At 70.2% G+C, this 23,167-nt stretch carries 22 protein-coding genes and 1 riboswitch; of the genes, 15 read left to right on the plus strand and 7 right to left on the minus strand.

Features of this window, described 5'->3' with window-relative positions; genetic code table 11:
• Positions 1–21: 21 nt before the first annotated feature.
• From ACFYYB_RS14440 to ACFYYB_RS14450, 3 genes are all read left to right on the plus strand, one after another.
• Positions 22–282: a UBP-type zinc finger domain-containing protein gene (locus ACFYYB_RS14440; protein WP_383952157.1), complete on the plus strand. Its 261-nt coding sequence runs from the start codon at positions 22–24 to the stop codon at positions 280–282.
• 236 nt (positions 283–518) lie between these two features.
• Complete coding sequence (locus tag ACFYYB_RS14445; protein ID WP_214949331.1) at positions 519–932, plus strand: anti-sigma regulatory factor; 414 nt, start codon at positions 519–521, stop codon at positions 930–932.
• Complete coding sequence (locus tag ACFYYB_RS14450) at positions 929–2,014, plus strand: RNA polymerase sigma factor SigF (RefSeq protein ID WP_389435575.1); 1,086 nt, start codon at positions 929–931, stop codon at positions 2,012–2,014. Before ACFYYB_RS14445 ends, ACFYYB_RS14450 begins: the two co-directional genes overlap by 4 nt.
• 63 nt (positions 2,015–2,077) lie before the next feature.
• Here the strand turns inward: ACFYYB_RS14450 and ACFYYB_RS14455 are convergent, their stop codons facing one another.
• Entirely contained in the window at positions 2,078–2,512 is a 435-nt protein-coding gene (locus ACFYYB_RS14455; protein ID WP_389435576.1) for a hypothetical protein, read from the minus strand.
• Between the two features lie 84 nt (positions 2,513–2,596).
• Here ACFYYB_RS14455 and ACFYYB_RS14460 point away from each other — a divergent pair, with 84 nt between their 5' ends.
• Complete coding sequence (locus ACFYYB_RS14460) at positions 2,597–3,562, plus strand: diacylglycerol/lipid kinase family protein (protein ID WP_389435577.1); 966 nt, start codon at positions 2,597–2,599, stop codon at positions 3,560–3,562.
• Positions 3,563–3,894: 332 nt separating this feature from the next.
• A complete protein-coding gene (locus ACFYYB_RS14465; protein ID WP_004937597.1) occupies positions 3,895–4,152 on the plus strand; it encodes a WhiB family transcriptional regulator in 258 nt (85 codons plus the stop codon).
• A 172-nt stretch (positions 4,153–4,324) separates the two neighbouring features.
• On the opposite strand, the gene ACFYYB_RS14470 is transcribed toward ACFYYB_RS14465, so the two are convergent.
• Together ACFYYB_RS14470 and ACFYYB_RS14475 are read right to left on the minus strand one after the other, a co-directional pair.
• Positions 4,325–5,794, minus strand: a complete 1,470-nt coding sequence (locus tag ACFYYB_RS14470; protein ID WP_266882204.1) for a sensor histidine kinase — start codon at positions 5,792–5,794, stop codon at positions 4,325–4,327.
• A 408-nt stretch (positions 5,795–6,202) separates the two neighbouring features.
• Positions 6,203–6,796, minus strand: a complete 594-nt coding sequence (locus ACFYYB_RS14475; RefSeq protein WP_389435578.1) for a TetR/AcrR family transcriptional regulator — start codon at positions 6,794–6,796, stop codon at positions 6,203–6,205.
• Between the two features lie 78 nt (positions 6,797–6,874).
• On the opposite strand from ACFYYB_RS14475, the gene ACFYYB_RS14480 reads away from it, so the two are divergent.
• Both ACFYYB_RS14480 and nagB read left to right on the plus strand, forming a co-directional pair.
• Positions 6,875–7,636, plus strand: a complete 762-nt coding sequence (locus ACFYYB_RS14480) for an SDR family oxidoreductase (protein ID WP_389435579.1) — start codon at positions 6,875–6,877, stop codon at positions 7,634–7,636.
• A gap of 144 nt (positions 7,637–7,780) precedes the next feature.
• The gene (gene nagB / locus ACFYYB_RS14485; RefSeq protein WP_389435581.1) at positions 7,781–8,566 is read left to right on the plus strand and encodes a glucosamine-6-phosphate deaminase; all 786 of its coding nucleotides are present in this window, start codon (positions 7,781–7,783) and stop codon (positions 8,564–8,566) included.
• Positions 8,567–8,713: 147 nt separating this feature from the next.
• On the opposite strand, the gene ACFYYB_RS14490 is transcribed toward nagB, so the two are convergent.
• From ACFYYB_RS14490 to ACFYYB_RS14505, 4 genes are all read right to left on the minus strand, one after another.
• Complete coding sequence (locus ACFYYB_RS14490; RefSeq protein ID WP_389435582.1) at positions 8,714–10,204, minus strand: glycoside hydrolase family 3 protein; 1,491 nt, start codon at positions 10,202–10,204, stop codon at positions 8,714–8,716.
• A gap of 6 nt (positions 10,205–10,210) precedes the next feature.
• Positions 10,211–11,014 carry a carbohydrate ABC transporter permease gene (locus ACFYYB_RS14495; RefSeq protein ID WP_389436200.1) on the minus strand — a complete coding sequence of 268 codons (804 nt, stop codon included), beginning with the start codon at positions 11,012–11,014 and terminating at the stop codon, positions 10,211–10,213.
• An 89-nt stretch (positions 11,015–11,103) separates the two neighbouring features.
• On the minus strand, positions 11,104–12,126 hold the full coding sequence (locus ACFYYB_RS14500) for a carbohydrate ABC transporter permease (RefSeq protein ID WP_389435583.1): 1,023 nt from the start codon (positions 12,124–12,126) through the stop codon (positions 11,104–11,106).
• A gap of 189 nt (positions 12,127–12,315) precedes the next feature.
• Complete coding sequence (locus tag ACFYYB_RS14505) at positions 12,316–13,596, minus strand: extracellular solute-binding protein (RefSeq protein ID WP_389435584.1); 1,281 nt, start codon at positions 13,594–13,596, stop codon at positions 12,316–12,318.
• Between the two features lie 296 nt (positions 13,597–13,892).
• Here ACFYYB_RS14505 and ACFYYB_RS14510 point away from each other — a divergent pair, with 296 nt between their 5' ends.
• From ACFYYB_RS14510 to ACFYYB_RS14545, 8 genes are all read left to right on the plus strand, one after another.
• Complete coding sequence (locus ACFYYB_RS14510; protein ID WP_250750353.1) at positions 13,893–14,657, plus strand: GntR family transcriptional regulator; 765 nt, start codon at positions 13,893–13,895, stop codon at positions 14,655–14,657.
• Between the two features lie 213 nt (positions 14,658–14,870).
• Entirely contained in the window at positions 14,871–17,024 is a 2,154-nt protein-coding gene (locus tag ACFYYB_RS14515) for a carbon starvation CstA family protein (protein ID WP_389435585.1), read from the plus strand.
• Positions 17,021–17,218, plus strand: coding sequence for a YbdD/YjiX family protein (locus tag ACFYYB_RS14520; protein WP_327304624.1), 198 nt, complete (start codon positions 17,021–17,023; stop codon positions 17,216–17,218). The genes ACFYYB_RS14515 and ACFYYB_RS14520 overlap by 4 nt, the downstream gene beginning before the upstream one ends.
• 124 nt (positions 17,219–17,342) lie before the next feature.
• Positions 17,343–17,840, plus strand: a complete 498-nt coding sequence (locus tag ACFYYB_RS14525; RefSeq protein ID WP_389435588.1) for a GNAT family N-acetyltransferase — start codon at positions 17,343–17,345, stop codon at positions 17,838–17,840.
• 101 nt (positions 17,841–17,941) lie between these two features.
• Positions 17,942–18,024: riboswitch (cobalamin riboswitch) on the plus strand.
• Between the two features lie 181 nt (positions 18,025–18,205).
• A complete protein-coding gene (locus ACFYYB_RS14530; RefSeq protein ID WP_389435589.1) occupies positions 18,206–20,635 on the plus strand; it encodes a ribonucleoside-diphosphate reductase subunit alpha in 2,430 nt (809 codons plus the stop codon).
• Positions 20,635–21,654 (plus strand): ribonucleotide-diphosphate reductase subunit beta, encoded by a 1,020-nt coding sequence (locus tag ACFYYB_RS14535; RefSeq protein WP_389435591.1) that lies wholly within the window; start codon positions 20,635–20,637, stop codon positions 21,652–21,654. Before ACFYYB_RS14530 ends, ACFYYB_RS14535 begins: the two co-directional genes overlap by 1 nt.
• 123 nt (positions 21,655–21,777) lie before the next feature.
• Positions 21,778–21,954: a hypothetical protein gene (locus ACFYYB_RS14540; protein ID WP_389435592.1), complete on the plus strand. Its 177-nt coding sequence runs from the start codon at positions 21,778–21,780 to the stop codon at positions 21,952–21,954.
• A gap of 223 nt (positions 21,955–22,177) precedes the next feature.
• Entirely contained in the window at positions 22,178–23,158 is a 981-nt protein-coding gene (locus ACFYYB_RS14545) for a helix-turn-helix domain-containing protein (protein WP_389435593.1), read from the plus strand.
• Positions 23,159–23,167: the final 9 nt, after the last annotated feature.

The raw sequence follows: 23,167 nt of genomic DNA on the forward strand, positions 1-23,167 counted from the left end.
CACCTCAGTACGCTGGCCATCATGAGCGAGTGCACCCACGTTCCCGAACTGCCGCGCCCCGAGCCGGTCCCGCTTGCCCAGACCTGCCCCGAATGTCTGGCACTCGGCAGCCATCCCGTCCAGCTCCGGATGTGCCTGGGGTGCGGGCACGTCGGCTGCTGCGACTCCTCGCCGCACCGGCACGCCACGGCGCACCACCGGGAGACCGGACATCCGGTGATGCGCAGCTTCGAACCGGGCGAGACCTGGCGATGGTGTTTTGTCGACGGTTCGATCGTCTGAACCGGGGTAGATCAACCCTCCGCCGGTTCCCCTGATTTGGGCCCGCAGACCTCTAGCCACTGTGCGTCCCCATGGGCTTACCATCAGTCACTGGTCGCAGGTGCGGCCTTTCGGCCGGCTCTGTGCAGCTAGGTTCAAAGGGGTTCTGCACCCTGCGACAGGGGTGCCGCGACACGATCGCCCGGATCGCGATAGCGTCACCGGCGAACACAGCTCGTACCACCTTGGAGGTGAGGGTGTCCCAGATCGCAGGCGAGCCCGGGACCCAGGACTTCGTGGAAGTCCGGCTGCCCGCTGCGGGTGCCTACCTGTCGGTGCTGCGGACGGCCACGGCCGGCCTCGCGGCACGTTTGGACTTCACCCTCGACGAGATCGAGGACCTCCGCATCGCGGTGGACGAGGCCTGCGCGATCCTGCTCCAGCAGGCCGTGCCCGGCTCCGTCCTCAGCTGCGTCTTCCGGTTGGTGGACGATTCGCTGGAGGTGACCGTCTCCGCCCCGACCACCGACGGCCGGGCACCGGAGCGCGACACGTTCGCGTGGACGGTCCTCTCGGCGCTGGCCGGGAAGGTCGAGGCCACGGTCGAGGAGAACAAGACGGTGAGCATCAGCCTCTACAAACAGCGCGGCGCGGGACCAGGCCCGGCGTGAGCGGCGGGGAGGTCCCGGTGCGGGGCGGGGATCGGCCCCGGGTAGGACACGAGGTCGACGGCGGCATTCCGGAGCAGCAGCACGCCCGGCCGCACCCGGCTGACACGGATGCGGAAAACGGCTTTTTGGACTCGGCGGAGCGACGGGCGGGCCCTGTGAGCGAGAACCAGCACGACCAAACACTGCCGGTCCAGCCACCGGGGGCCGCTGCCACGGCCCCGCCGGTGACCCCGGCCTCGGACACACCGTCCGCGGACGCATCTGCCGCGGACACCCCCGGAGCCTTCGCGGCCCCGGTGTTCACCGCGCCGTTGCCGCTCCCGGATCCGCGCGACCGCAGCGGCGCGCGGGCCCTCTTCATCGAGCTCCGGGCCCTGCCCGACGGCTCGCCGGAGAAGGCGGAGCTGCGCAACCGGCTCGTACGGATGCACCTGCCGCTGGTCGAACACCTGGCCCGGCGCTTCCGCAACCGCGGCGAGCCGCTGGACGACCTGACCCAGGTGGCCACCATCGGCCTGATCAAGTCGGTGGACCGCTTCGACCCGGACCGCGGGGTCGAGTTCTCCACGTACGCCACGCCCACGGTGGTCGGCGAGATCAAGCGCCACTTCCGCGACAAGGGCTGGGCCGTACGGGTCCCCCGGCGCCTGCAGGAGCTGCGGCTCTCGCTGACCACGGCGACGGCGGAACTGTCCCAGCAGCACGGCCGCTCCCCCACGGTGCACGAACTGGCCGAACGACTGGGGATCTCCGAGGAGGAGGTGCTGGAGGGCCTGGAATCGGCCAACGCCTACAGCACGCTCTCGCTGGACGTCCCGGACACCGACGACGAGTCGCCGGCGGTCGCGGACACCCTGGGCTCCGAGGACGAGGCGCTGGAAGGCGTCGAGTACCGCGAGTCCCTGAAGCCGCTGCTCGAAGGGCTGCCGCCGCGCGAGAAGCGGATCCTGCTGCTGCGGTTCTTCGGCAACATGACCCAGTCGCAGATCGCCCAGGAGGTCGGCATCTCCCAGATGCACGTCTCCCGGCTGCTGGCCCGCACCCTGGCCCAGCTCCGCGAGAAGCTCCTGGTCGAGGAGTAGCCGGGGAGTAGCCGGGGAGTGGCCGAGCGAGTCTCCGAAGAGGAGCAGCGCGGCCCGCCGGGGCTATCGGGCCTGTTCCGCGGGCCCGATGCCCAGCGCTTCGGTGGCCTTCTGGTTCACCAGGAGGGCCGTGACGGCCACCGCGGCCAGGGCCAGGGCCGCGGCGGCGATCCTCATCGACCCTCCCGCGGTCCACAGCATCCAGGCGACCGGCAGCGACATCAGCTGGGTGATCAGCGCCGGGCCGCGGCTCCAGCGGCGGCGCAGGAGCAGTCCGCGCGCCGCGACCAGCGGCAGCGCGGCCAGGACGAGCAGGGTGACCCCGCCGGTCGCGGCCTGCAGGGAGTCGCCCCCGCCGAAGACGGCCGTGTAGAGGTCGGCGACGCCGGGCCCGGCCAGGGCCAGCCCCTCCAGCGCGGTCAGCGCGGCGGCCGCGGTCAGCCGGCGGGGCAGCGGGACGGGGACGGCGGACACGGTGGGGCTGGGCTTCGTACTCACCCCAGCAGGGTAGCCGCGCCCCTCCCGCCCCGAAGGGGACGGCCAGTATGGGCCGCGTCCGAACGGGTCGGTAGGCTGACGCCCATGCGTGCACTCCTCGTGGCCAACCCAGCAGCGACGACGACCAGTGCGCGCACGCGCGACGTCCTGACCCACGCGCTCGCCAGCGAGATGAAGCTGGAGGCGGTCACCACCGAGTACCGCGGCCACGCCCGGGACCTGGGCCGCAGGGCGGCCGAGACCGGTGTGGACCTGGTCGTGGCCCTGGGCGGTGACGGCACCGTCAACGAAGTGGTCAACGGACTGCTGCACGAGGGACCCGATCCGGACCGGCTGCCCGGACTCGCGGTGGTCCCCGGCGGCTCCACCAATGTCTTCGCCCGCGCGCTCGGGCTGCCCAATGACGCGGTCGAGGCGACCGGGGCCCTGCTGGACGCGCTGCGCGAGCGGCGCGAGCGGACGGTCGGCCTCGGGCTCGCGGCCGGCACCCCGGGCACGGAGGACGAGTCGGTCCCGGCGCGCTGGTTCACCTTCTGCGCCGGCTTCGGCTTCGACGCGGGTGTCGTGGGTCGCGTGGAGCAGCAGCGGGAACGGGGCAAGCGTTCGACCCATGCCCTGTACGTGCGACAGCTGATGCGTCAGTTCTGGGAAGAGCCCAACCGCCGGCACGGCACGGTGACACTGGAACGGCCCGGCGCGGATCCGGTGACGAATCTGGTCCTGTCGATAGTGTGCAACACGTCACCCTGGACATACCTGGGCAACCGGCCGCTTTACGCCTCCCCGGAGGCCTCGTTCGACACGGCACTTGACGTGTTGGCGCTGGACCGTTTGTCAACTCCGGCGGTCGCGCGCTACGCGACACAGCTCCTGACCTCGACTCCCGAGCGCGGCCCGCACGGAAAGCACGCGGTGTCTCTGCACGATCTGACGGACTTCACCTTGCATTCGAAGGTGCCGCTTCCGTTCCAGATGGACGGCGACCACCTCGGGCTGCGCACCAGCGTTCGGTTCACAGGCGTACGCCGTGCACTGCGTGTGATTGTGTGAGTGGAAGGGCCGAAAGTCCTTCCACTCGAACGTTTACACGCCGGTCCACCCCTAGGAAGTAGGGCTGTGACCTAGTAGACACCGACGAATCAAAAAAAACTTTCCGGAAGGGGTTGTATCCCCGTCCGAGGTTTGCGAATCTCTACATGGCGATCGGGACAGCCCGCAGAACCCGGCACCCACACAGACCGCCAGAACCCCTCCACGAATCTCCGGCAGCCCAGGGCGAGTTTTTCCCCAAACTGGGCGGTCTCCCTTCCCTCACGAAGGGATTCGTGAAAGCGTTCACATTCACAAGCAACCTGCCCGCAATACAAGGAGATGGAGCAGCCATGGACTGGCGTCACAACGCCGTTTGCCGCGAGGAAGACCCGGAACTCTTCTTCCCCATCGGCAACACCGGTCCTGCGCTGCTGCAGATCGAGGAAGCCAAGGCCGTCTGCCGCCGTTGCCCCGTCATGGAGCAGTGCCTGCAGTGGGCGCTCGAGTCCGGTCAGGACTCCGGTGTCTGGGGCGGTCTCAGCGAGGACGAGCGCCGCGCAATGAAGCGCCGCGCCGCTCGCAATCGGGCGCGCAACGCAACCGCCTGACATCGACTTTCGAGCCTCGAGCCGCAGCGCGTAGTACCCATATAAGCGCTCAGCAACGTGCTCTTGAACCCCGTACCGAAAACCATTCGGTCCGGGGTTCAGTGCTGTCCGGGGTCGGCGGCGGCTGCCGCGACCACCCCATGACGTCACCCTGAGTCACCGGGACGGTGCGCTACTTCTGCGGGCTGGCCGGTATGTCGAGGACGACCTTGGTGCCGCGCGGCTCGGACGCGACCATGTCGAAGGTGCCGCCGAGCTCCCCTTCCACCAGGGTCCGCACGATCTGCAGCCCGAGGTTGCCGGCCCGCTGGGGGTCGAACCCCTCGGGCAGACCGCAGCCGTCGTCGACCACCGAGATCAGCAGCCGGGCATCGTCGCGGCCGCTGCCCGAGCGGGCCGCGGACACCTCCACGGTGCCGCCCTCCCCCTGGGTGAAGGCGTGCTCCAGGGCGTTCTGGAGGATCTCCGTCAGCACCATCGACAGCGGGGTGGCGACCTCCGCGTCCAGGATGCCGAAGCGGCCGGTGCGCCGGCAGGCGACCTTGCCCGGGGAGATCTCGGCGACCATCGCGATCACGCGGTCGGCGATCTCGTCGAACTCGACCCGCTCATCCAGGTTCTGAGACAGCGTCTCGTGCACGATCGCGATCGAACCGACACGGCGGACGGCTTCGTTCAGCGCCTCGCGCCCCTGCGGCGAATCCATTCGGCGGGCCTGTAGGCGCAGGAGCGCGGCCACCGTCTGGAGGTTGTTCTTGACCCGGTGGTGGATCTCCCGGATGGTCGCGTCCTTGGTGATCAATTCACGTTCGCGACGACGCAGTTCCGTGACGTCGCGGCACAGGACGAGCGAGCCGATCCGGGTGCCCTTGGGCTTGAGCGGGATGGCCCGCAGCTGGATGACCCCGCCGCTGCCCTCGGCCTCGGTCTCGCGCGGCGCCCAGCCGCTGGCGAGCTTGACCAGGGCCTCGTCCACCGGGCCCCGGGAGGGCGCGAGTTCGGAGGTGATGGTGCCCAGGTGCTGGCCGACCAGGTCGGAGGCGAGGCCCAGTCGGTGGTAGGCGGAGAGCGCGTTCGGGGACGCGTACGTCACCACGCCCTCGGCGTCGAGCCGGATCAGGCCGTCGCCGACGCGCGGGGAGGCGTCCATGTCGACCTGCTGGCCCGGGAACGGGAAGGAGCCCGCCGCGATCATCTGGGCCAGGTCGGAGGCGGACTGCAGGTAGGTGAGCTCCAGCCGGCTCGGTGTACGCACAGTGAGCAGGTTGGTATTGCGTGCGATCACTCCGAGGACCCGGCCCTCGCGGCGCACGGGGATCGACTCGACGCGGACCGGCACCTCCTCGCGCCACTCCGGGTCGCCCTCGCGCACGATGCGGCCCTCGTCGAGCGCGGCGTCGAGCAGCGGACGGCGGCCGCGCGGGACCAGGTGGCCGACCATGTCGTCCTGGTACGAGGTGGGGCCGGTGTTCGGGCGCATCTGCGCGACCGAGACGTAGCGGCTGCCGTCGAGCGTGGGAACCCACAGCACGAGGTCCGCGAAGGAGAGGTCGGAGAGCAGCTGCCACTCCGAGACCAGCAGGTGGAGCCACTCCAGGTCGGTTTCACTGAGAGCGGTGTGCTGGCGTACGAGGTCGTTCATGGAGGGCACGTGGCGAGCGTACCCCGGGTACGGGCCATGACTTTCCTCAGCGCGATTCTCCGAAGTGACTATGGAGTATCCAGGAGACCCCGCTTCCGCGTAGGCTTGGAGGAAGTGACGGGACCACGGGTCGCGCCATTGGATGGACAGAACAGATTGGTCTAGTCCACAATTACATCAAGCTTCCGCCCTCCCCGCACAGGAGGACGGATCGAGGTAAGCCGCGCGCTCTGCCCTGACCGCGCGTCACCTCCCACCGGCTGTCGGGCACCGCACACCCGATGGCCGTAAGTACTCCGGGCTACGGTGCCGGGCGGGCTGAGGGTCCCGTTCGGCACCGTGGCCCAGAGGACCGCACCGTCGGAATGCGGCGTCGGAACGTGCCGCCGGGTGATGCGGCCCCGGCCCCTACTGCGGCCAGGCCCGCATCGCGAGCTCCGCCACCGCCTCCAGCTCCTCCCGGCCCGCGCCGTCGCGCGACTGCTGGGACATCCCCTGAAGCACCGCTCCGGCGTAGCGCGCCAGCGCCCACGTGTCCGTACCGGCCGGCAGGACCCCTGCGGCGACATCGGCCCGGATGCGGCTCTCGAACGCCACCAGATTGGCCTCGCGCCGTACCCGCAGCGCCTGCGCCACCTCGTCCGAGGTGGTGTTCACCGCCGCGCTGATCACCATGCAGCCCGGCGGGTGGGCGGGGTCGGTGTAGACCTCCGCCGCCTCGTGCAGGATCCGCCCCAGCGCCGCGCGGGCGGTGGACTCCTCGGCGAGGGCGACGGCCGCGAAGTCCCCGTAGCGGCCTCCGTAGACCACCACGACCTCGTCGAAGAGCTTGCGCTTGTCGCCGAAGGCCGCGTAGAGGCTCGGGGCGCTGATCCCGAGCGAGGCGGTCAAATCGGAGATCGACGTCGCCTCGTAGCCGCGCTCCCAGAAGGCGAACATCGCCTTGTCGAGGGCCGCGTCACGGTCGAAGGAGCGGGGCCTGCCGCGCTGTCCGGTCACCATGCGCTCATTCTATAGCGGTCGCTACGAAACCTGATACGGTTCTTTCTGTAGCGACCACTATCAAAAGGGGGGTGCGCCATGGGCGTGCTCAAGGGGAAGACGGCGCTGGTCACGGGCGGCAGCCGGGGCATCGGGCGGGCCATCGCGGAGCGCCTCGCCCGCGACGGAGCACTGGTCGCGGTGGGCTACGGATCCAACGAGGCGGCGGCCGAGGAGACCGTGGGGGCCATCGAGGCGGCCGGGGGCCGCGCCTTCGCGCTGGGGGCGGAGCTCGCCGTCCCGGGCGGCGCGGAGGCCCTCTGGGCGGCGTACGCCGCCCACCCGCTGGCCACCGAGGGGGTCGACGTCCTGGTGAACAACGCGGGCGGGGCCACCTTCGCCGGAATCGACGCCACCGACGAGGAGACGTACGACCGGGCGCACGCGCTCAACGCGAAGGCGCCGTTCTTCGTGATCCGGCACGGCCTGGAGCGGCTGCGGGACGGCGGCCGGATCGTGAACGTGACCGGCACCCCGGACATCGCCCTGCCCGCGATCCTCGCGACGGTCATGGCCAAGGGCGCGGTGAACGCGCTGACGGTCTCGCTGGCCGCCGAGCTCGCGCCCCGGAACATCACGGTGAACTCGGTGGGTCCCGGGATCGTGGAGACCGAGCTGAACGCCGCCTGGCTCGCGGACCCGGCGGCCCGCGCGCACGCCGCCTCCCGCTCCGTCTTCGACCGGCTCGGCACCCCGCAGGAGGTCGCGGACGTGGTCGCCTTCCTGGCCTCCCCGGACTCCCGCTGGGTCACGGGCCAGCACCTTCCGGTCACGGGCGGACTCCAGCTCTCCCTGCTGTAGGGGACGCCCGCCGCCCCGGGCCCGGGAGGCCGGGGCGGCGGATCCGGCCCACCATGGAGTGTGTGCGAAGACCCGACAACGGGGCCTCGCCTCTGCTAGATTGGTCTATACCACAACGTCACACTCCAGATCGGCAGGCCCCGCGTGGAAGTTGTCATCGTCCCGGACGCCAAGGCAGGCGGCGAGCTCATCGCGGAGGCCATGGCCGCCCTGGTCCGCCGCAAGCCCGAGGCCCTGCTCGGCGTGGCGACCGGCTCTACCCCGCTGCCCATCTACGAGGCGCTGGCCGCCAAGGTGAAGGCCGGACTGGTCGACGCCTCCAAGGCCCGCGTCTGCCAGCTCGACGAGTACGTCGGCCTGCCGGCCGGACACCCGGAGTCCTACCGCGCCGTCGTCCTGCGCGAGGTCGTGGAGCCGCTCGGCCTGTCCGAGTCCTCCTTCATGGGCCCGGACGGCTCGGCCGAGGACATCGTCGGCGCCTGCGACGCCTACGACCGCGCGCTCGCCGCCGCCGGCGGCGTGGACCTCCAGCTCCTCGGCATCGGCACGGACGGGCACATCGGCTTCAACGAGCCCTGCTCCTCGCTCGCCTCCCGCACCCGCATCAAGACGCTGACGGAGCAGACCCGCGTGGACAACGCGCGCTTCTTCGACAACGACATAGACCAGGTGCCCCACCACGTCATCACCCAGGGCATCGGCACCATCCTCGACGCCCGCCACCTGGTCCTGCTGGCCACCGGCGAGGGCAAGGCCGAGGCCGTCGCGCAGACCGTCGAGGGCCCGCTGTCCGCCCTCGTGCCGGCCTCGGCGCTCCAGCTGCACCGCCACGCCACGGTGATCGTGGACGAGGCCGCCGCGTCCAAGCTGAAGCTGGCGGACTACTTCCGCCACGCCTTCGCCAACAAGCCCGCGTGGCAGGGTCTGTAAGCCGTACCGGTACGCGAAGAAGGGCCGGGCTCCCCGCAGGGGGAGCCCGGCCCTTCTCCGTGCGCGCACCGGGCCCGGACGCGGCGGAGCCGGGCACCCCCGTGACGGGTGCCCGGCTCCGGTCCGCTCGCCCTGCCAGGCGCCCTGCTAGACGCCCGCGATGATCTCCGCGGCGGCGCGCCCGCACACCCGGGCCGCGCCGTGCGTCGCGATGTGCAGCGCGCCGCGCGGCTCGGCCCGCGGCAGGCCCATCTCGACCACGATCGTCTCCGGCCGCGCCGCGACGAGCGCGTCCAGGGCCTCGGTCATCCAGGGGTGCCGGTGCGCGTCGCGGACCACCGCGACGACGGTGCGGTTCCCCGCCGCGGCCAGGACCTCGGCCGCGGTCGACCCCTGCGGGTACACGCCCGCCTCGGTGCCCGGGATCAGCGCGGACACCTCCCCGGCCACCCCCCACGGGGTCTCGTCGCCGACGGCGATGTTCGCCACCGGGCTGAGCGTGGCGATGTACGGGGCGTTCACCGGGGCGGCCGCCTTGGGCGAACCCGTCACGACCACCGCGCGGCGGGCCGCCGCCAGTCCGATGCCGGGCGCGCTGCTCCCCTCCGGCCGCGCGCCCAGGCGGACCTGGCGGGTCCATTCGGCCAGTGAGCGGACCCGGGCGGCGGCCTCGGCGAGGCGCTCCTCGGGGAGCGATCCGTCGCGGACGGCCGCGACCAGCGCGTCACGCAGGCGCAGGACCGTGCCCTCGTCGGCGAGCCCGCCGCCGACGCAGATGGCGTCGGCGCCGGCCGCGATGGCCAGCACCGAGCCGCGCTCGATCCCGTACGTCCCGGCGATGGCGTGCATCTCCATGCCGTCGGTGACGATGAGGCCCTCGTAGCCGAGCTCCTTGCGCAGCAGACCGGTCAGGACCTGCGGGCTGAGGGTGGCCGGGCGGGTCGGGTCCAGGGCGGGCACCAGGATGTGGGCGCTCATGACGGCCTTGGTGCCGGCCTCGATGGCGGCCCGGAAGGGTACGAGCTCCCGCGCGGCCAGGGTGTCGAGGTCCACGTCGATGCGCGGCAGCGCGTGGTGCGAGTCGACGTTGGTGTCGCCGTGGCCCGGGAAGTGCTTGGTGCAGGCGGCGACGCCGGCGGCTTGGAGGCCTTCGACGTACGCGGCGGTGTGCCGGGCGGTGAGGTGGGTGTCGGCGCCGAAGGACCGTACGCCGATGACCGGGTTGTCCGGGTTGGAGTTGACGTCGGCGGACGGGGCCCAGTTGAGGTTGACCCCGCACTCGGCGAGCCGGCGGCCCAGCTCGCGGGCGACGTCGCGGGTCAGGTCCACGTCGTCCACGGCGCCGAGGGCCAGGTTTCCGGGGAAGGACGAGCCGCTCCGGACCTCCAGGCGGGTGACGTCGCCGCCCTCCTCGTCGATGGCGACGAGGACGTCGTCCCGCTCGGTACGCAGCTGCGCGGTCAGCGCGGCGAGCTGCTCGGGCGAGGTGATGTTGCGGCCGAAGAGGCCGACGGCGGTGAGACCCTCGGCGACCTGGCGCAGCAGCCAGGCGGGGGCGGTGGTGCCCTCGAAACCGGGCTGGAGGACCGCGAGGGCGTCCCGGGTGAGAGTGTCTGTGCGGTGCGCAAGGACAGTCATGGGCCGTTATCCCTTCACGGCGCCGGCGGTCATGCCACCGACGGCCTTGCGCTGGAGGAAGACGAAGATGAGCAGCACCGGGACCGCGAAGAGCGAGGAAGCGGCCATGGTGGCGCCCCAGTCGTTGCCGAAGGCCGTCTGGAACTGGGTGAGCCACAGCGGCAGGGTCTGCGCGGCCTTGTCCTTGTGCAGGATCAGGACCATCGCGAACTCGTTCCAGGCCGTGATGAAGCCGAAGAGCGAGGTGGACATCAGGCCGGGGGCCAGCAGCGGGAAGATCACCTTGCGGAAGGCCTGGCCGCGGGTGCAGCCGTCGATCTGGGCGGCTTCCTCCAGGGTCACCGGGACCGCGGCGATGAAGCCGCGCAGGGTCCAGATGGTGAAGGGAAGGACCATCACGAAGTAGATCGCGGTCAGCACGCCGAGGTTGTTCAGCATCTCGGCGTCGCGGACGATCATGTACATCGCGATGACCATGACCTCCCAGGGCGCCATCTGGGCCAGCATCACGGCGAGCACGAGGCCCTTGCGGCCCTTGAACTTCATCCGGGCGATGGCGAAGCTCGCGGCGAGGGCGACGAGCAGGGCCAGCGCGACGGCGCCGACGGTGACGATCAGGCTGTTCGTGACGTAGGTCCAGAACAGGTCGACGCCGGTGGCCTTGGTGAAGTTGTCCAGCGTCGGGGTGAAGACGAAGACGGGGTCCTTGGAGAGGATCTCGCTGGACGGCTTGAGCGCCGAGGAGAACATCCAGTAGACGGGGAAGACGAAGACGACGGCCAGGAGCAGGGCGCCGAGGTTCTTGGCGATGGCGCCGGGACGGACCGGGCGGCGGTTGCGCACCTGTGCGGGCTTCGCGGGCGTCGTGGACGGCGCGGGCTTCGGGGCGGTGGTGGTGGTCACTGCTCCTCCTCCTGCTTCAGGATCAGACGGAAGTAGAAGGACATGACGATCACGAGCATCAGGATCGTCAGGACGGAGATCGCCGCGGCCAGGCCGTAGTGGAACTGGCTCTGGCCCTCCACGTAGGCGAAGACCGGCAGGATCTCGGAGCCGCGGTCGGGACCGCCGGCCTTCATCGCGTACACCTGGGTGAAGGCCTTGAAGACCCAGATCACCTCGAGGAACGTGGTGACGAGGAAGAACGACTTCAGGTTCGGGAAGACGACCTTCCAGAAGGTCTGCCAGCCGTTGGCGCCGTCCATGCGGGCGGCCTCGTACAGTTCGCCGCTGACCGTGGTCAGACCGGCGTACATGTTGAGGGCGACGAAGGGGATCGAGCCCCAGACCACCAGGACCGTCACGATCACGAGGGTGGAGAAGCCGGTGCCGAACCAGTTGTGCTGGTCGTAGCCGGAGAAGCCGAGCGTGCGCATCAGCCAGTTCATGACGCCGAACTGCTCGTCGAACAGCCACTGGAAGACGGTCACGGAGGCGACGATCGGCATGGCCCAGGCCATCACCAGCGCCATCGACAGGACCAGGCGCATCCATTTGCCGAGCTTGTTCAGCAGGATGCCTATGAGGCTGCCGATGATCATGATCAGCGCGACGTTGGCCGCGGTGAAGGCGAAGCTTCGGACGACAACGGTCCAGAACTGCGAATCGCCCAGCAGCTGGGTGTAGTTGTCCAGACCGGCGAACGGAGCCTTCCGCTGGATGAACTCGATCTTGTCGACCGTCTGGAACGACAGGATGATGTTCTTGATCAGCGGATACAGCAGCAGGCCCGCCATGCTGAGCACGGCCGGCCCGACCAGGAGGTAGGGCCACCACCCTGCAGGGAGCGACTTTCTGCCCCCGCGAGGAGACTTGGGCGCTGCCTGGGCTCCGGCGGGCGGCGACGTCTTGGCCACCCCGACGGACTTCTGTGGTGCGTCCTGTGGAGCGGAGGTCGCCGCTCCCTGGGAGTGCACGGTCATGTCTGGCTTCCTCGCGGTTGACTGTGGCGACCCGCACCCGCTTCCCCGCTCGGAGCAGGCGGCGCTTACTTCTGTCAATGCGCGACCGGGGGCGCGGCGGACGCTCGGGGCGCCCGCCGCACCCCCCGGTGCGATCACTGCTGTACTGCTGGTACTGCGCACTTCAGGTGATGCGGTACTTCGGCCGTGCTACTTGTTGATGCGGTTCGCGATCTCGGTGTCCGCTTCCGCGCCGGCCTTGGCCGGGTCGGTGCCGTTCAGGACCTTGGTCATGAAGTCCTTGATCGGGTTGGGCTCGGTCTCGACGTTCGCCCAGCCCGGGGTCACCGGGGTGATCTTGCCGTTGGCGCCGGCCTTGGCCATGGCCTCGGCGAAGGAGCCCGCCGGCGGGGCGAAGTTCGCGCCCACCTGGTTCGGGAGCAGCGCGCCCTTGGTCTCGGCGGCGTACTTGGTCATCTGGTCCTTGCCTGCGGCGAGGGCCAGCCACTCCTTGGCGAGGTCCTTGTTCTTGGAACGCTCGGCGATCGCCAGGTTCGAGCCACCGAGGAACACGGTGCCCGGCTTGTCGGCGGTCTTGCCCGGGATCGGGAAGTAACCGAAGTCGGCTTCCTTGCCCGCGTCCTTCAGCGCCTTCTCCGCGCCGCCGGCCTCCCAGCCGAGACCGATCCAGGACGAGACGCCGCCCTTGGGAACGATGTCGGTGGACTGCTGCGGGGTCGCCTCGTCCTTGTCCTTCGGGGCGGTGGAGAAGGACTGGAGCTTCTTGTAGAACTCGACCGCGGAGGCGGCCTGGGGGGTGGCGAGGCCACCCTTCCACTTGGCGCCGTCCTTGACGGCGAGGTCGCCGCCCTCGTCCCAGATGAAGCCCGCGAGGACGTACCAGCTCTGGCCGGGCAGGTAGATCGGCTGCGACTTGGGGTCGGCCGCCTTCAGCTTCTCCAGACCGGCGACCCACTCGTCGCGGGTGGTCGGCGGGGTGACGCCGGCCTTCGCGTAGGCCTTCTTGTCGTAGACCACGACGCGGTTGGCCGCGTACCACGGAGCGGAGTACAGCTTGCCGTCGATCTCCGCCGAGGCCAGCATGCCCTTCGCCCAGGCGTCCGCGCCGAGCTTCGCCTTGTCCTTCGTCAGCTCGGCGAGGCCACCGGTGACCGCGTAACCGGCGGTCTGGGTGTTGCCGAGCTCCAGGACGTCCGGCGGGGTGTCCTCGGAGAGGGCCGTCGTGACCTTCTCCTGGATGCCCTTCCACTGCTGCGTCTCGACCTTGACGGTGACGCCGGGGTGCTTGGCCGAGAACTCGGCGTTGACCGCGTCGATCCAGGCCTTCGGCGCAGAACCGTCCATCACCCAGACGGTGATCTCCTTGGGGCCCGCGTCGGCCTTGGCCTTGTCGTCGTCGCCGTTACCGCACGCCGCGAGTCCGGCCATCATGCCTACGACACTGACCGCCACGATGAGCTTGCGCTTCACGCCACCCTCCTCAGGGATGCTGCCTGCAACTTCCCTTGCCCGCCGCGGTGACTCAAAAAGCACCAAGTACTGCCCGTGGGGCCGGGATCCGATCCATATTGGTGTAGACCAGTAGCTGGAGCTTGGCCTAGACCTTTAGGGGTGTCAAGGGTCTAATGAGCGGGTGATCGGTCCGTTATCGGACCGACACCTGGGGGAGGGAGGAGGCCCGCCCTCCCTCCCGTGTCACGATGTGACCGCACATATCGGAGGAGCCGGTGACGGCAACGAAACTGGAGTCGGGAAGGCGGGCGGCGATGGCCACCGAAGGGGCGATCACGGAGCCGGACAGCGGGGCGGCCACCCGCACGGCACGCGTGCCCAAGTACTACCGGCTCAAGCGCCACTTGCTCGATATGACCGAAACCCTTCCACCTGGCACACCGGTGCCGCCCGAGCGCACGCTCGCGGCCGAGTTCGACACCTCGCGGACCACGGTCCGACAGGCTCTCCAGGAGCTCGTGGTCGAGGGCCGGCTGGAACGGATCCAGGGCAAGGGAACCTTCGTCGCCAAGCCGAAGGTCTCCCAGCCGCTCCAACTCTCCTCGTACACCGAGGACATGAGGGCTCAGGGCCTGGAGCCGACCTCCCAGCTCCTGGACATCGGCTACGTGACGGCCGACGACACCCTCGCCGGTCTCCTCAAGATCGCCACCGGCGGGCGGGTCCTGCGCATCGAGCGGCTCCGCCTGGCCAGCGGGGAGCCGATGGCCATCGAGACCACGCACCTGTCGGCCAAGCGCTTCCCCGCGCTGCGCCGTTCGCTGGTCAAGTACACCTCCCTCTACACCGCCCTCGCCGAGGTGTACGACGTGCGTCTCGCCGAAGCGGAGGAGACCATCGAGACCTCGCTGGCCACTCCGCGGGAGGCCGGGCTGCTCGGCACCGACGTCGGTCTGCCGATGCTGATGCTTTCCCGCCATTCCCTGGACGCCGACGGGGAGCCCGTCGAGTGGGTGCGTTCCGTATACCGCGGCGATCGTTACAAGTTCGTCGCCCGACTCCAGCGTCCAGCCGTCTGATTCGTAGTTGACTCTCGTTCCGCTATACGGACGGGGGCTTACGTCTAGCGGGCGGTCCCCCGTAGATTCCCTGCGCTTGCGCAGATGATCAACGAGGGGACGAGGATCATGACGGAACCAGGTCCGGGAAAAGCAGAGCCGGAAGCCACCGGGGCGGTACGGAACGCGGCGAGTCCGGGCATCACGCCGGGCTCGCCTTCTCCTTCGGGTGGCATGTCCCCCAAGGCCGTGGCCGTGTGGGTGCTGGTCGGGCTCGTGGGAGCCATCGGCTGGGGCGTGCTGGCGCTCTCCCGCGGCGAGGAGATCTCGGCCGCCTGGCTGCTCGCCGCCGCGCTGGGCTCGTACGCGATCGGCTACCGCTTCTACGCGCGCTTCATCGCGAACCGCGTACTGAAGGTGGACAAGACCCGCGCCACCCCCGCCGAACGCCTTGACAACGGTGTCGACTTCCACCCGACCGACCGACGGGTGCTTTTCGGTCACCACTTCGCCGCCATCGCCGGCGCCGGACCGCTCGTGGGTCCCGTTCTCGCCTCGCAGATGGGCTACCTGCCCGGCACCATCTGGATCGTCGTGGGCGTGATCTTCGCGGGCGCCGTCCAGGACATGGTCACGCTCTTCTTCTCCACCCGGCGCAACGGCCGTTCGCTCGGCCAGATGGCCCGGGACGAAATCGGCCCGGTCGGCGGCGCCGCCGCGCTGATCGGCGTCTTCGCCATCATGATCATCCTGCTGGCCGTGCTGGCCCTGGTCATCGTCAACGCGCTGGCGCACTCGCCGTGGGGCGTCTTCTCCATCGGCATGACCATCCCGATCGCCCTCTTCATGGGGTTCTACCTGCGCGTCCTGCGCCCGGGCAAGGTCACCGAGGTCTCCGTCGTCGGTGTCGCGCTGCTGCTGCTCGCCATCGTCGCGGGCGGCTGGGTCGCCGAGTCCTCGCTGGCGGACACCTTCACCCTGGAGAAGGAGACGCTGGTCATCTGGATGATCGCCTACGGCTTCGTGGCGTCCGTCCTGCCGGTGTGGATGCTGCTCGCCCCGCGCGACTACCTCTCCACCTTCATGAAGGTGGGCACCATCGGGCTGCTGGCCGTGGGCGTGGTCATCGCCATGCCGACGCTGAAGATGCCGGCGGTCACCGAGTTCGCCTCGCGCGGCGACGGCCCGGTCTTCGCGGGCTCGATGTTCCCGTTCGTCTTCATCACCATCGCCTGCGGAGCGCTGTCCGGCTTCCACTCCCTGGTCTCCTCGGGCACCACCCCGAAGATGATCCAGAAGGAGACCCAGGTCCGGGTCATCGGCTACGGCGCGATGCTGACCGAGTCCTTCGTCGCCATCATGGCGATCATCGCGGCCTGCATCATCGATCCCGGCCTGTACTTCGCCATCAACTCCCCCGGCGGGGTCGTCGGCGCCACCGTCGAGACGGCCTCGCAGGCCGTCACGAACTTCGGCTTCGCCATCTCCCCCGAGGCCCTCGCGCAAGCCGCGAAGGACGTGGAGGAGACCAGCCTGTTGTCCCGTACGGGCGGCGCTCCGACCTTCGCACTCGGAATGTCGGAGATCTTCTCGGCCGTGGTCGGCGGTTCCTCGATGAAGGCGTTCTGGTACCACTTCGCGATCATGTTCGAGGCCCTGTTCATCCTGACGACGGTCGACGCGGGCACCCGCGTGGGCCGCTTCATGCTCCAGGACACCCTCGGCAACGTGCACAAGTCCTTCAAGGACGTCAGCTGGAAGCCGGGCGTCTGGTTCGCCAGCGCGGTCGTCGTCGGCGGCTGGGGCTACTTCCTGTGGGTCGGCGTCAAGGACCCGCTGGGCGGCATCAACCAGCTCTTCCCGCTGTTCGGCATCGCGAACCAGCTGCTCGCGGCGGTCGCCCTGGCCGTCTGCACCACCCTGCTGATCAAGTCCGGCCGGCTCAAGTGGGCCTGGGTGACGGGCGTTCCGCTGGCCTGGGACCTGGCCGTCACGCTCACCGCCAGCTACCAGAAGATCTTCTCCGACAACCCGAAGATCGGCTTCTTCGCGCAGCGGGACCTCTACCAGGACGGGATCGACGCGGGCAAGGTCCTCAAGCCCGCCAAGAACATGGACGAGATGCACACCGTGGTCACCAACGCCACGGTGGACGGCGTCCTGTCGGTGTTCTTCGCCCTGCTGATCATCATCGTGCTCGTCGACGCGGCCCGGACCTGCCTCAAGGCCATCCGCAAGCCCGAGTCGGTCACCCTGGTCGAGGTCCCGTGGACCGAGTCCAAGCTCGTCGCCCCGGCCGGCCTCATCCCCACCGCCGAGGAGCGGGCCGAGCTGGCCGCGGCCGGCCTCGACTCGGGCGGGGGCCGCGTGAAGGAGCCGGTCGCGTGACGCGCCTGCGCCACGCGCTGGGCCGGGCCCGGTTCTTCGTACGGGAGTTCTCGGGCGAGGCGGCCTACGACCACTACGTCGCCCACGCCCGTACGCACGACCCGGACGCTCCGGTCCAGTCGCGCCGCGCCTTCGAACGGGCCCGTACGGACGCCCGCGAGGGCGACCCGCGCGAAGGGTTCCGCTGCTGCTGAACCGGTGGGCCCCCGGGGCCGACCGCCGCCGCTGAACGGCCGGGCCCCCGGGGCCGCCGCGTTCCGCCGTCCACCCGACGGAACGCGGCGGCCCCTCCTCTTTCCCTGGCGCACACTCGATGCCATGGACATCATCATCAGGACGGCGGCGGCCGCCGAATACGAAGAGCTCGGCGAGATCACCGCACGGGCGTACCTCGACGACGGACTGCTGCACTCCTCCGAGGACGACCCCTACCTGAACCGGCTGCGCGATGTCGCCGGCCGGGCCCCCGACGGCGAGGTCCTCGTCGCGGAGTACGAGGGCACGCTGCTCGGCGGTGTGACCTTCGCCCCTCCCGGCAGCCCGCTGTGCGATATCGCGGGCCCCGGCGAGGCGGAGTTCCGGATGCTGGCCGTCTCCGCCGCGGCGCGCGGCCGCGGCGCGGGCGAAGCCCTCGTACGGGCCTGCGTGAGCCGCGCCCGGGAGCTGGAGGGCGTGGACCACCTGGTGCTGTCGACCACGCGGAAGATGCTCGGGGCACACCGGATCTACGACCGGCTGGGCTTCGTACGGACCCCCGAGCGGGACTGGTACCCGGTTCCGGGCCTCCCCCTGCTCACCTACCGGTTGGAGCTGTAGTCCAGCTGTAGTCACGGACGGTCTCGCGGAGCGACACAACATGTGGGGCCCAACGCAAGCACCGGCCCCCACATGTATGCTCATGCTCGCTGTCGTCGCAGGGGAATCCGGTGAGAATCCGGAACTGTCCCGCAACGGTATGAAATGCACCGACTCGATCGGCGCATCCGCAAGTCCGAGGACCTGTCGACAGTGCTCCCGGTTCGACCGAACCGGGTGCAGACACGTCCGGGCCTCGCGGTTGGGCCGGTGGACGCCACGTGGCGCACGCGCACTGCCCTGCCAGGCACGCGCTCCCCCACGTGCGCCCCCTCGCGCCCCGCACCAAAGGTGTTCCCGGAGCCGAGCGAGGGAGAGCTCCCCCCGTGACCATCGCGCCTTCCGCACCGCGCGCCGAGTCCGACCCGTCCGCCTATGAGGGTCCGGGGGCCGCGCTCCTGCGCACGCTCACCGAGCTGACCGCCGACCTGCCCGACACCGACCCCGGCCGGGTCGCCGCCGCCGCGCTGCGCGGCCGCAGCGCCGCCGCCGACGAGGCGGAGCTCCGTACGCTCGCCACCGAGGCGGCCGCCGGGCTGATCTCCGAGGACCCGGCGTACTCCCGCCTCGCCGCCCGCCTGCTGACGCTGGCCGTCCGCGACGAGGCCGCCGGCCAGGGCTCCACCTCCTTCTCCGGCTCCGTCGAGGTCGGCCACCGCGAGGGCCTGATCGCCGACCGCACCGCCGACTTCGTACGCCTGCACGCGAGCCGGCTCGACGCGCTCGTCGGACACGCGCTCGCCGAGGACGCCGACGACCGCTTCGGCTTCTTCGGCCTGCGCACCCTGCACAGCCGCTACCTGCTGCGCCACCCGATCACCCGCCAGGTCATCGAGACCCCGCAGTTCTTCATGCTGCGCGTGGCCTGCGGCCTCGCCGAGAACGATTCGGTCCAGGCCGTCGAGGAAGTGGCCTCGCTCTACCGGCTGATGAGCCGCCTCGACTACCTGCCGTCCTCCCCCACCCTCTTCAACTCCGGCACCCGGCACCCGCAGATGTCCTCCTGCTACCTGCTGGACTCCCCGCTGGACGAGCTCGACTCGATCTACGACCGCTACCACCAGGTGGCGCGCCTGTCCAAGCACGCCGGCGGCATCGGCCTCTCGTACTCCCGCATCCGCGCCCGCGGTTCGCTGATCCGCGGCACGAATGGCCACTCCAACGGCATCGTGCCGTTCCTGAAGACCCTCGACGCCTCCGTCGCCGCCGTGAACCAGGGCGGCCGCCGCAAGGGCGCCGCCGCGGTCTACCTGGAGACCTGGCACGCGGACATCGAGGAGTTCCTGGAGCTCCGCGACAACACCGGCGAGGACCAGCGCCGCACGCACAACCTGAACCTGGCGCACTGGGTGCCGGACGAGTTCATGCGCCGCGTGAACGCCGACGCCGAGTGGTCGCTGTTCTCCCCGGCCGACGTCCCCGAGCTGGTGGACCTGTGGGGCGACGAGTTCGACGCCGCCTACCGCAAGGCCGAGGAGTCGGGCCTGGCCCGAAAGACCATGCCCGCCCGCGACCTGTACGGCCGGATGATGCGCACCCTCGCGCAGACCGGCCAGGGCTGGATGACCTTCAAGGACGCCTCGAACCGCACGGCGAACCAGACCGCCGAGCCGGGCACCGTGGTCCACTCCTCGAACCTGTGCACCGAGATCATCGAGGTCACCAACGACGGTGAGACGGCGGTCTGCAACCTCGGCTCGGTCAACCTCGGCGCGTTCGTGCTCACAGGAGCCGGCGGCGGCCGGGGCGACATCGACTGGGAGCGCCTGGACGAGACCGTCCGCACCGCGGTCACCTTCCTCGACCGCGTCGTGGACATCAACTTCTACCCGACCGAGCAGGCCGGCCGTTCCAACGCCCGCTGGCGCCCGGTGGGCCTGGGCGCGATGGGCCTCCAGGACGTCTTCTTCCAGCTGAAGCTGCCCTTCGACTCCGCCGAGGCGAAGGCCCTGTCCACGAAGCTCTCCGAGCGCATCATGCTCGCGGCGTACGAGGCCTCCTGCGACCTGGCCGAGCGCAGCGGCCCGCTCCCCGCGTGGGAGCAGACCCGCACGGCCCGTGGCGTCCTGCACCCGGACCACTACGACGTCGAGCTGAACTGGCCGGAGCGCTGGGACGCGCTGCGCGCCCGGGTCGCGAAGTCCGGGATGCGCAACTCCCTGCTCCTCGCCATCGCCCCGACGGCGACCATCGCCTCCATCGCGGGCGTGTACGAGTGCATCGAGCCGCAGGTCTCCAACCTCTTCAAGCGCGAGACCCTGAGCGGTGAGTTCCTCCAGGTCAACGGCTACCTGGTGCAGGAGCTCAAGCGGCTCGGCGTCTGGGACGCCCAGACCCGCGAGGCGCTGCGCGAGTCCTCCGGCTCGGTCCAGGGCTTCGGCTGGATCCCGGCGGAGGTGCGCGACCTGTACCGCACCGCGTGGGAGATCCCGCAGCGCGGCCTGATCGACATGGCGGCCGCGCGCACCCCCTTCCTGGACCAGTCGCAGTCGCTGAACCTGTTCCTGGAGACGCCCACCATCGGCAAGCTCAGCTCGATGTACGCGTACGCCTGGAAGCAGGGGCTGAAGACCACGTACTACCTGCGCTCGCGCCCGGCGACGAAGATCGCCCGCGCCGCGTCCGGCTCCGCCGTCCCGGCGGCGCTCCCACAGCCCGTCGAGCTCCTCGACGCCGACGCCGCCGCCGAAGCGGCCGCCGCGGAAGCGCTCGCCTGCTCCCTTGAAAACCCCGAGTCCTGCGAGGCCTGCCAGTAATGAGCTCCACCGACACCACGAAGAACCTCCTGGACCCGGGCTTCGAGCTCACGCTCCGCCCCATGCGCTACCCGGACTTCTACGAGCGCTACCGGGACGCGATCAAGAACACCTGGACCGTCGAGGAGGTCGACCTCCACTCGGACGTCGCGGACCTCGCGAAGCTGACGCCCTCCGAGCAGCACATGATCGGCCGGCTGGTCGCGTTCTTCGCGACGGGCGACTCGATCGTCTCGAACAACCTGGTCCTCACCCTCTACAAGCACATCAACTCCCCGGAGGCGCGCCTGTACCTGTCGCGCCAGCTCTTCGAGGAGGCCGTGCACGTCCAGTTCTACCTGACGCTGCTCGACACCTACCTGCCCGATCCGGACGACCGGGCGGCCGCCTTCGACGCGGTCGAGGAGATCCCGTCGATCCGCGAGAAGGCGCAGTTCTGCTTCCGCTGGATGGACTCCGTCGAGAAGATCGACCGCCTGGAGACGGCCGCCGACCGGCGCCGCTTCCTGCTGAACCTGATCTGCTTCGCGGCGTGCATCGAGGGCCTGTTCTTCTACGGCGCCTTCGCGTACGTGTACTGGTTCCGCTCGCGCGGCCTGCTGCACGGCCTGGCGACGGGCACCAACTGGGTGTTCCGCGACGAGACCATGCACATGAACTTCGCGTTCGAGGTCGTGGACACCGTCCGCAAGGAGGAGCCGGAGCTCTTCGACGACGCCCTCCAGCAGCAGGTCGTCGACATGCTGAAGGAGGCCGTGGAGGCGGAGCTGCAGTTCGGCCGCGACCTGTGCGGTGACGGCCTGCCGGGCATGAACACCGAGTCCATGCGCGAGTACCTGGAGTGCGTCGCGGACCAGCGCCTGGTCCGCCTGGGCTTCGCGCCGGTCTACGGCTCGCAGAACCCGTTCTCCTTCATGGAGCTGCAGGGCGTCCAGGAGCTGACGAACTTCTTCGAGCGCCGCCCGTCGGCCTACCAGGTCGCGGTCGAGGGCACGGTCGACCTGGACGAGGACTTCTAGGCCCCGTCCCGCTCGACAGCGCCGTTTGCCGGCGTCCCCGCCCATGGGGAGATCGACTTGGGTTGCCAAGTTTTCGGGCGGGGGCGCTCTGCTGTTCGCGGCGGCCGCCATGACGCGTCCGCTGTGCTCGCGCCGGTCACCCTGGCCCTCACCTCCGCGCTGCTGTCCTGGGTCCTGCGCCTGCCGACGGCATCCGCACTGGCCGCGTCCGGATGGCCGCTGACCCGCCGGGTGGAGGCCCGGTCCGTCCAGCACCCCGGATGGCCCGTGACCGCGACCCGGGATCCGGAGCTCGGATGACCTCTGCCCGCCCGATCGTGCGCTCGGCCGCCGCGCGGAGCTGCCGGTCGAGGCGGCGCTCGCGCGCGGCCCCGTAGAGGGCGGGGCCCAGGAGGAGGGCGGCGACGGTCAGGACGACGAGGTAGTCGAGGAAGGTGTTCATGACTCCACTCTCGCCAGGGCGGCCGAAACCGGACAGTGGCAGGACTGTCATGAAAGAGCGAATTACTGCCACACTGGGGTCATGGTGAAGCCTTCCTCCCTCAGCAACGTGGCCGTGGCCGTGGTGAACGGGGTGACCCCCTTCGAGATGGGCATCTTCTGCGAGGTCTTCGGGATCGACCGCAGCGGCATGGGCCTGCCGACCTACGATTTCGCCCTCTGCGCGATGGAGGAGAACCCGATCACCGCCGGCGACGGCCACTACAGCCTCACGCTCCCCCACGGGCCCGAGCGGCTGGAGGAGGCGGATCTGATCTGTCTGCCCGCCGACCGCGAGGCCCCCACCCGCGTGTACCCGGAGTCGCTCCTGGAGGCCCTGCGGCGGGGCGTGGACCGGGGCGCGCGGGTGCTGAGCGTGTGCAGCGGGGCCTTCATGCTCGGCGCGGCCGGGCTGCTGGACGACCGGCGCTGCACCACGCACTGGATGCACGCCCCGGCCCTGGCCCGCCGCTTCCCGCGGGCCAGGGTCGACCCGGACGTGCTCTACGTGGACGAGGGCCAGGTGATCACCTCGGCCGGCACCGCCTCCGGGATCGACGCGTGCCTGCACCTCGTCCGGCAGGAGCAGGGCGCCGAGGTGGCCAACACCATCGCCCGGCGGATGGTCGTACCGCCGCACCGGGACGGCGGGCAGGCGCAGTACATCCAGCGCCCGCTGCCCCGCACCTCCTGCGACACGGTGGGCGAGGTGATCGGCTGGATGGCCCGCCACCTGGAGGAGGAGATCACGGTCGAGCAGCTCGCGGAGCGGGCCCACATGTCCGCGCGGACCTTCGCCCGGCGCTTCCTGCAGGAGACGGGGACCACCCCGTACCAGTGGGTGCTGCGCCAGCGGGTCCTGCTGGCGCAGGAGCTGCTGGAGGCCACCGACGAGACGGTGGACGCGATCGCGGGGCGCTGCGGGTTCGGCACCGCGGCCGCTCTGCGCCACCACTTCCTGCGGACGCTCGGCACCACCCCGAACGCCTTCCGCCGCACGTTCCGGGGGCCGGCCGCGGCCTGAAGCCCATGG

This window comes from Streptomyces sp. NPDC002886 (assembly GCF_042888445.1).
Classification (GTDB): Bacteria; Actinomycetota; Actinomycetes; order Streptomycetales; family Streptomycetaceae; genus Streptomyces.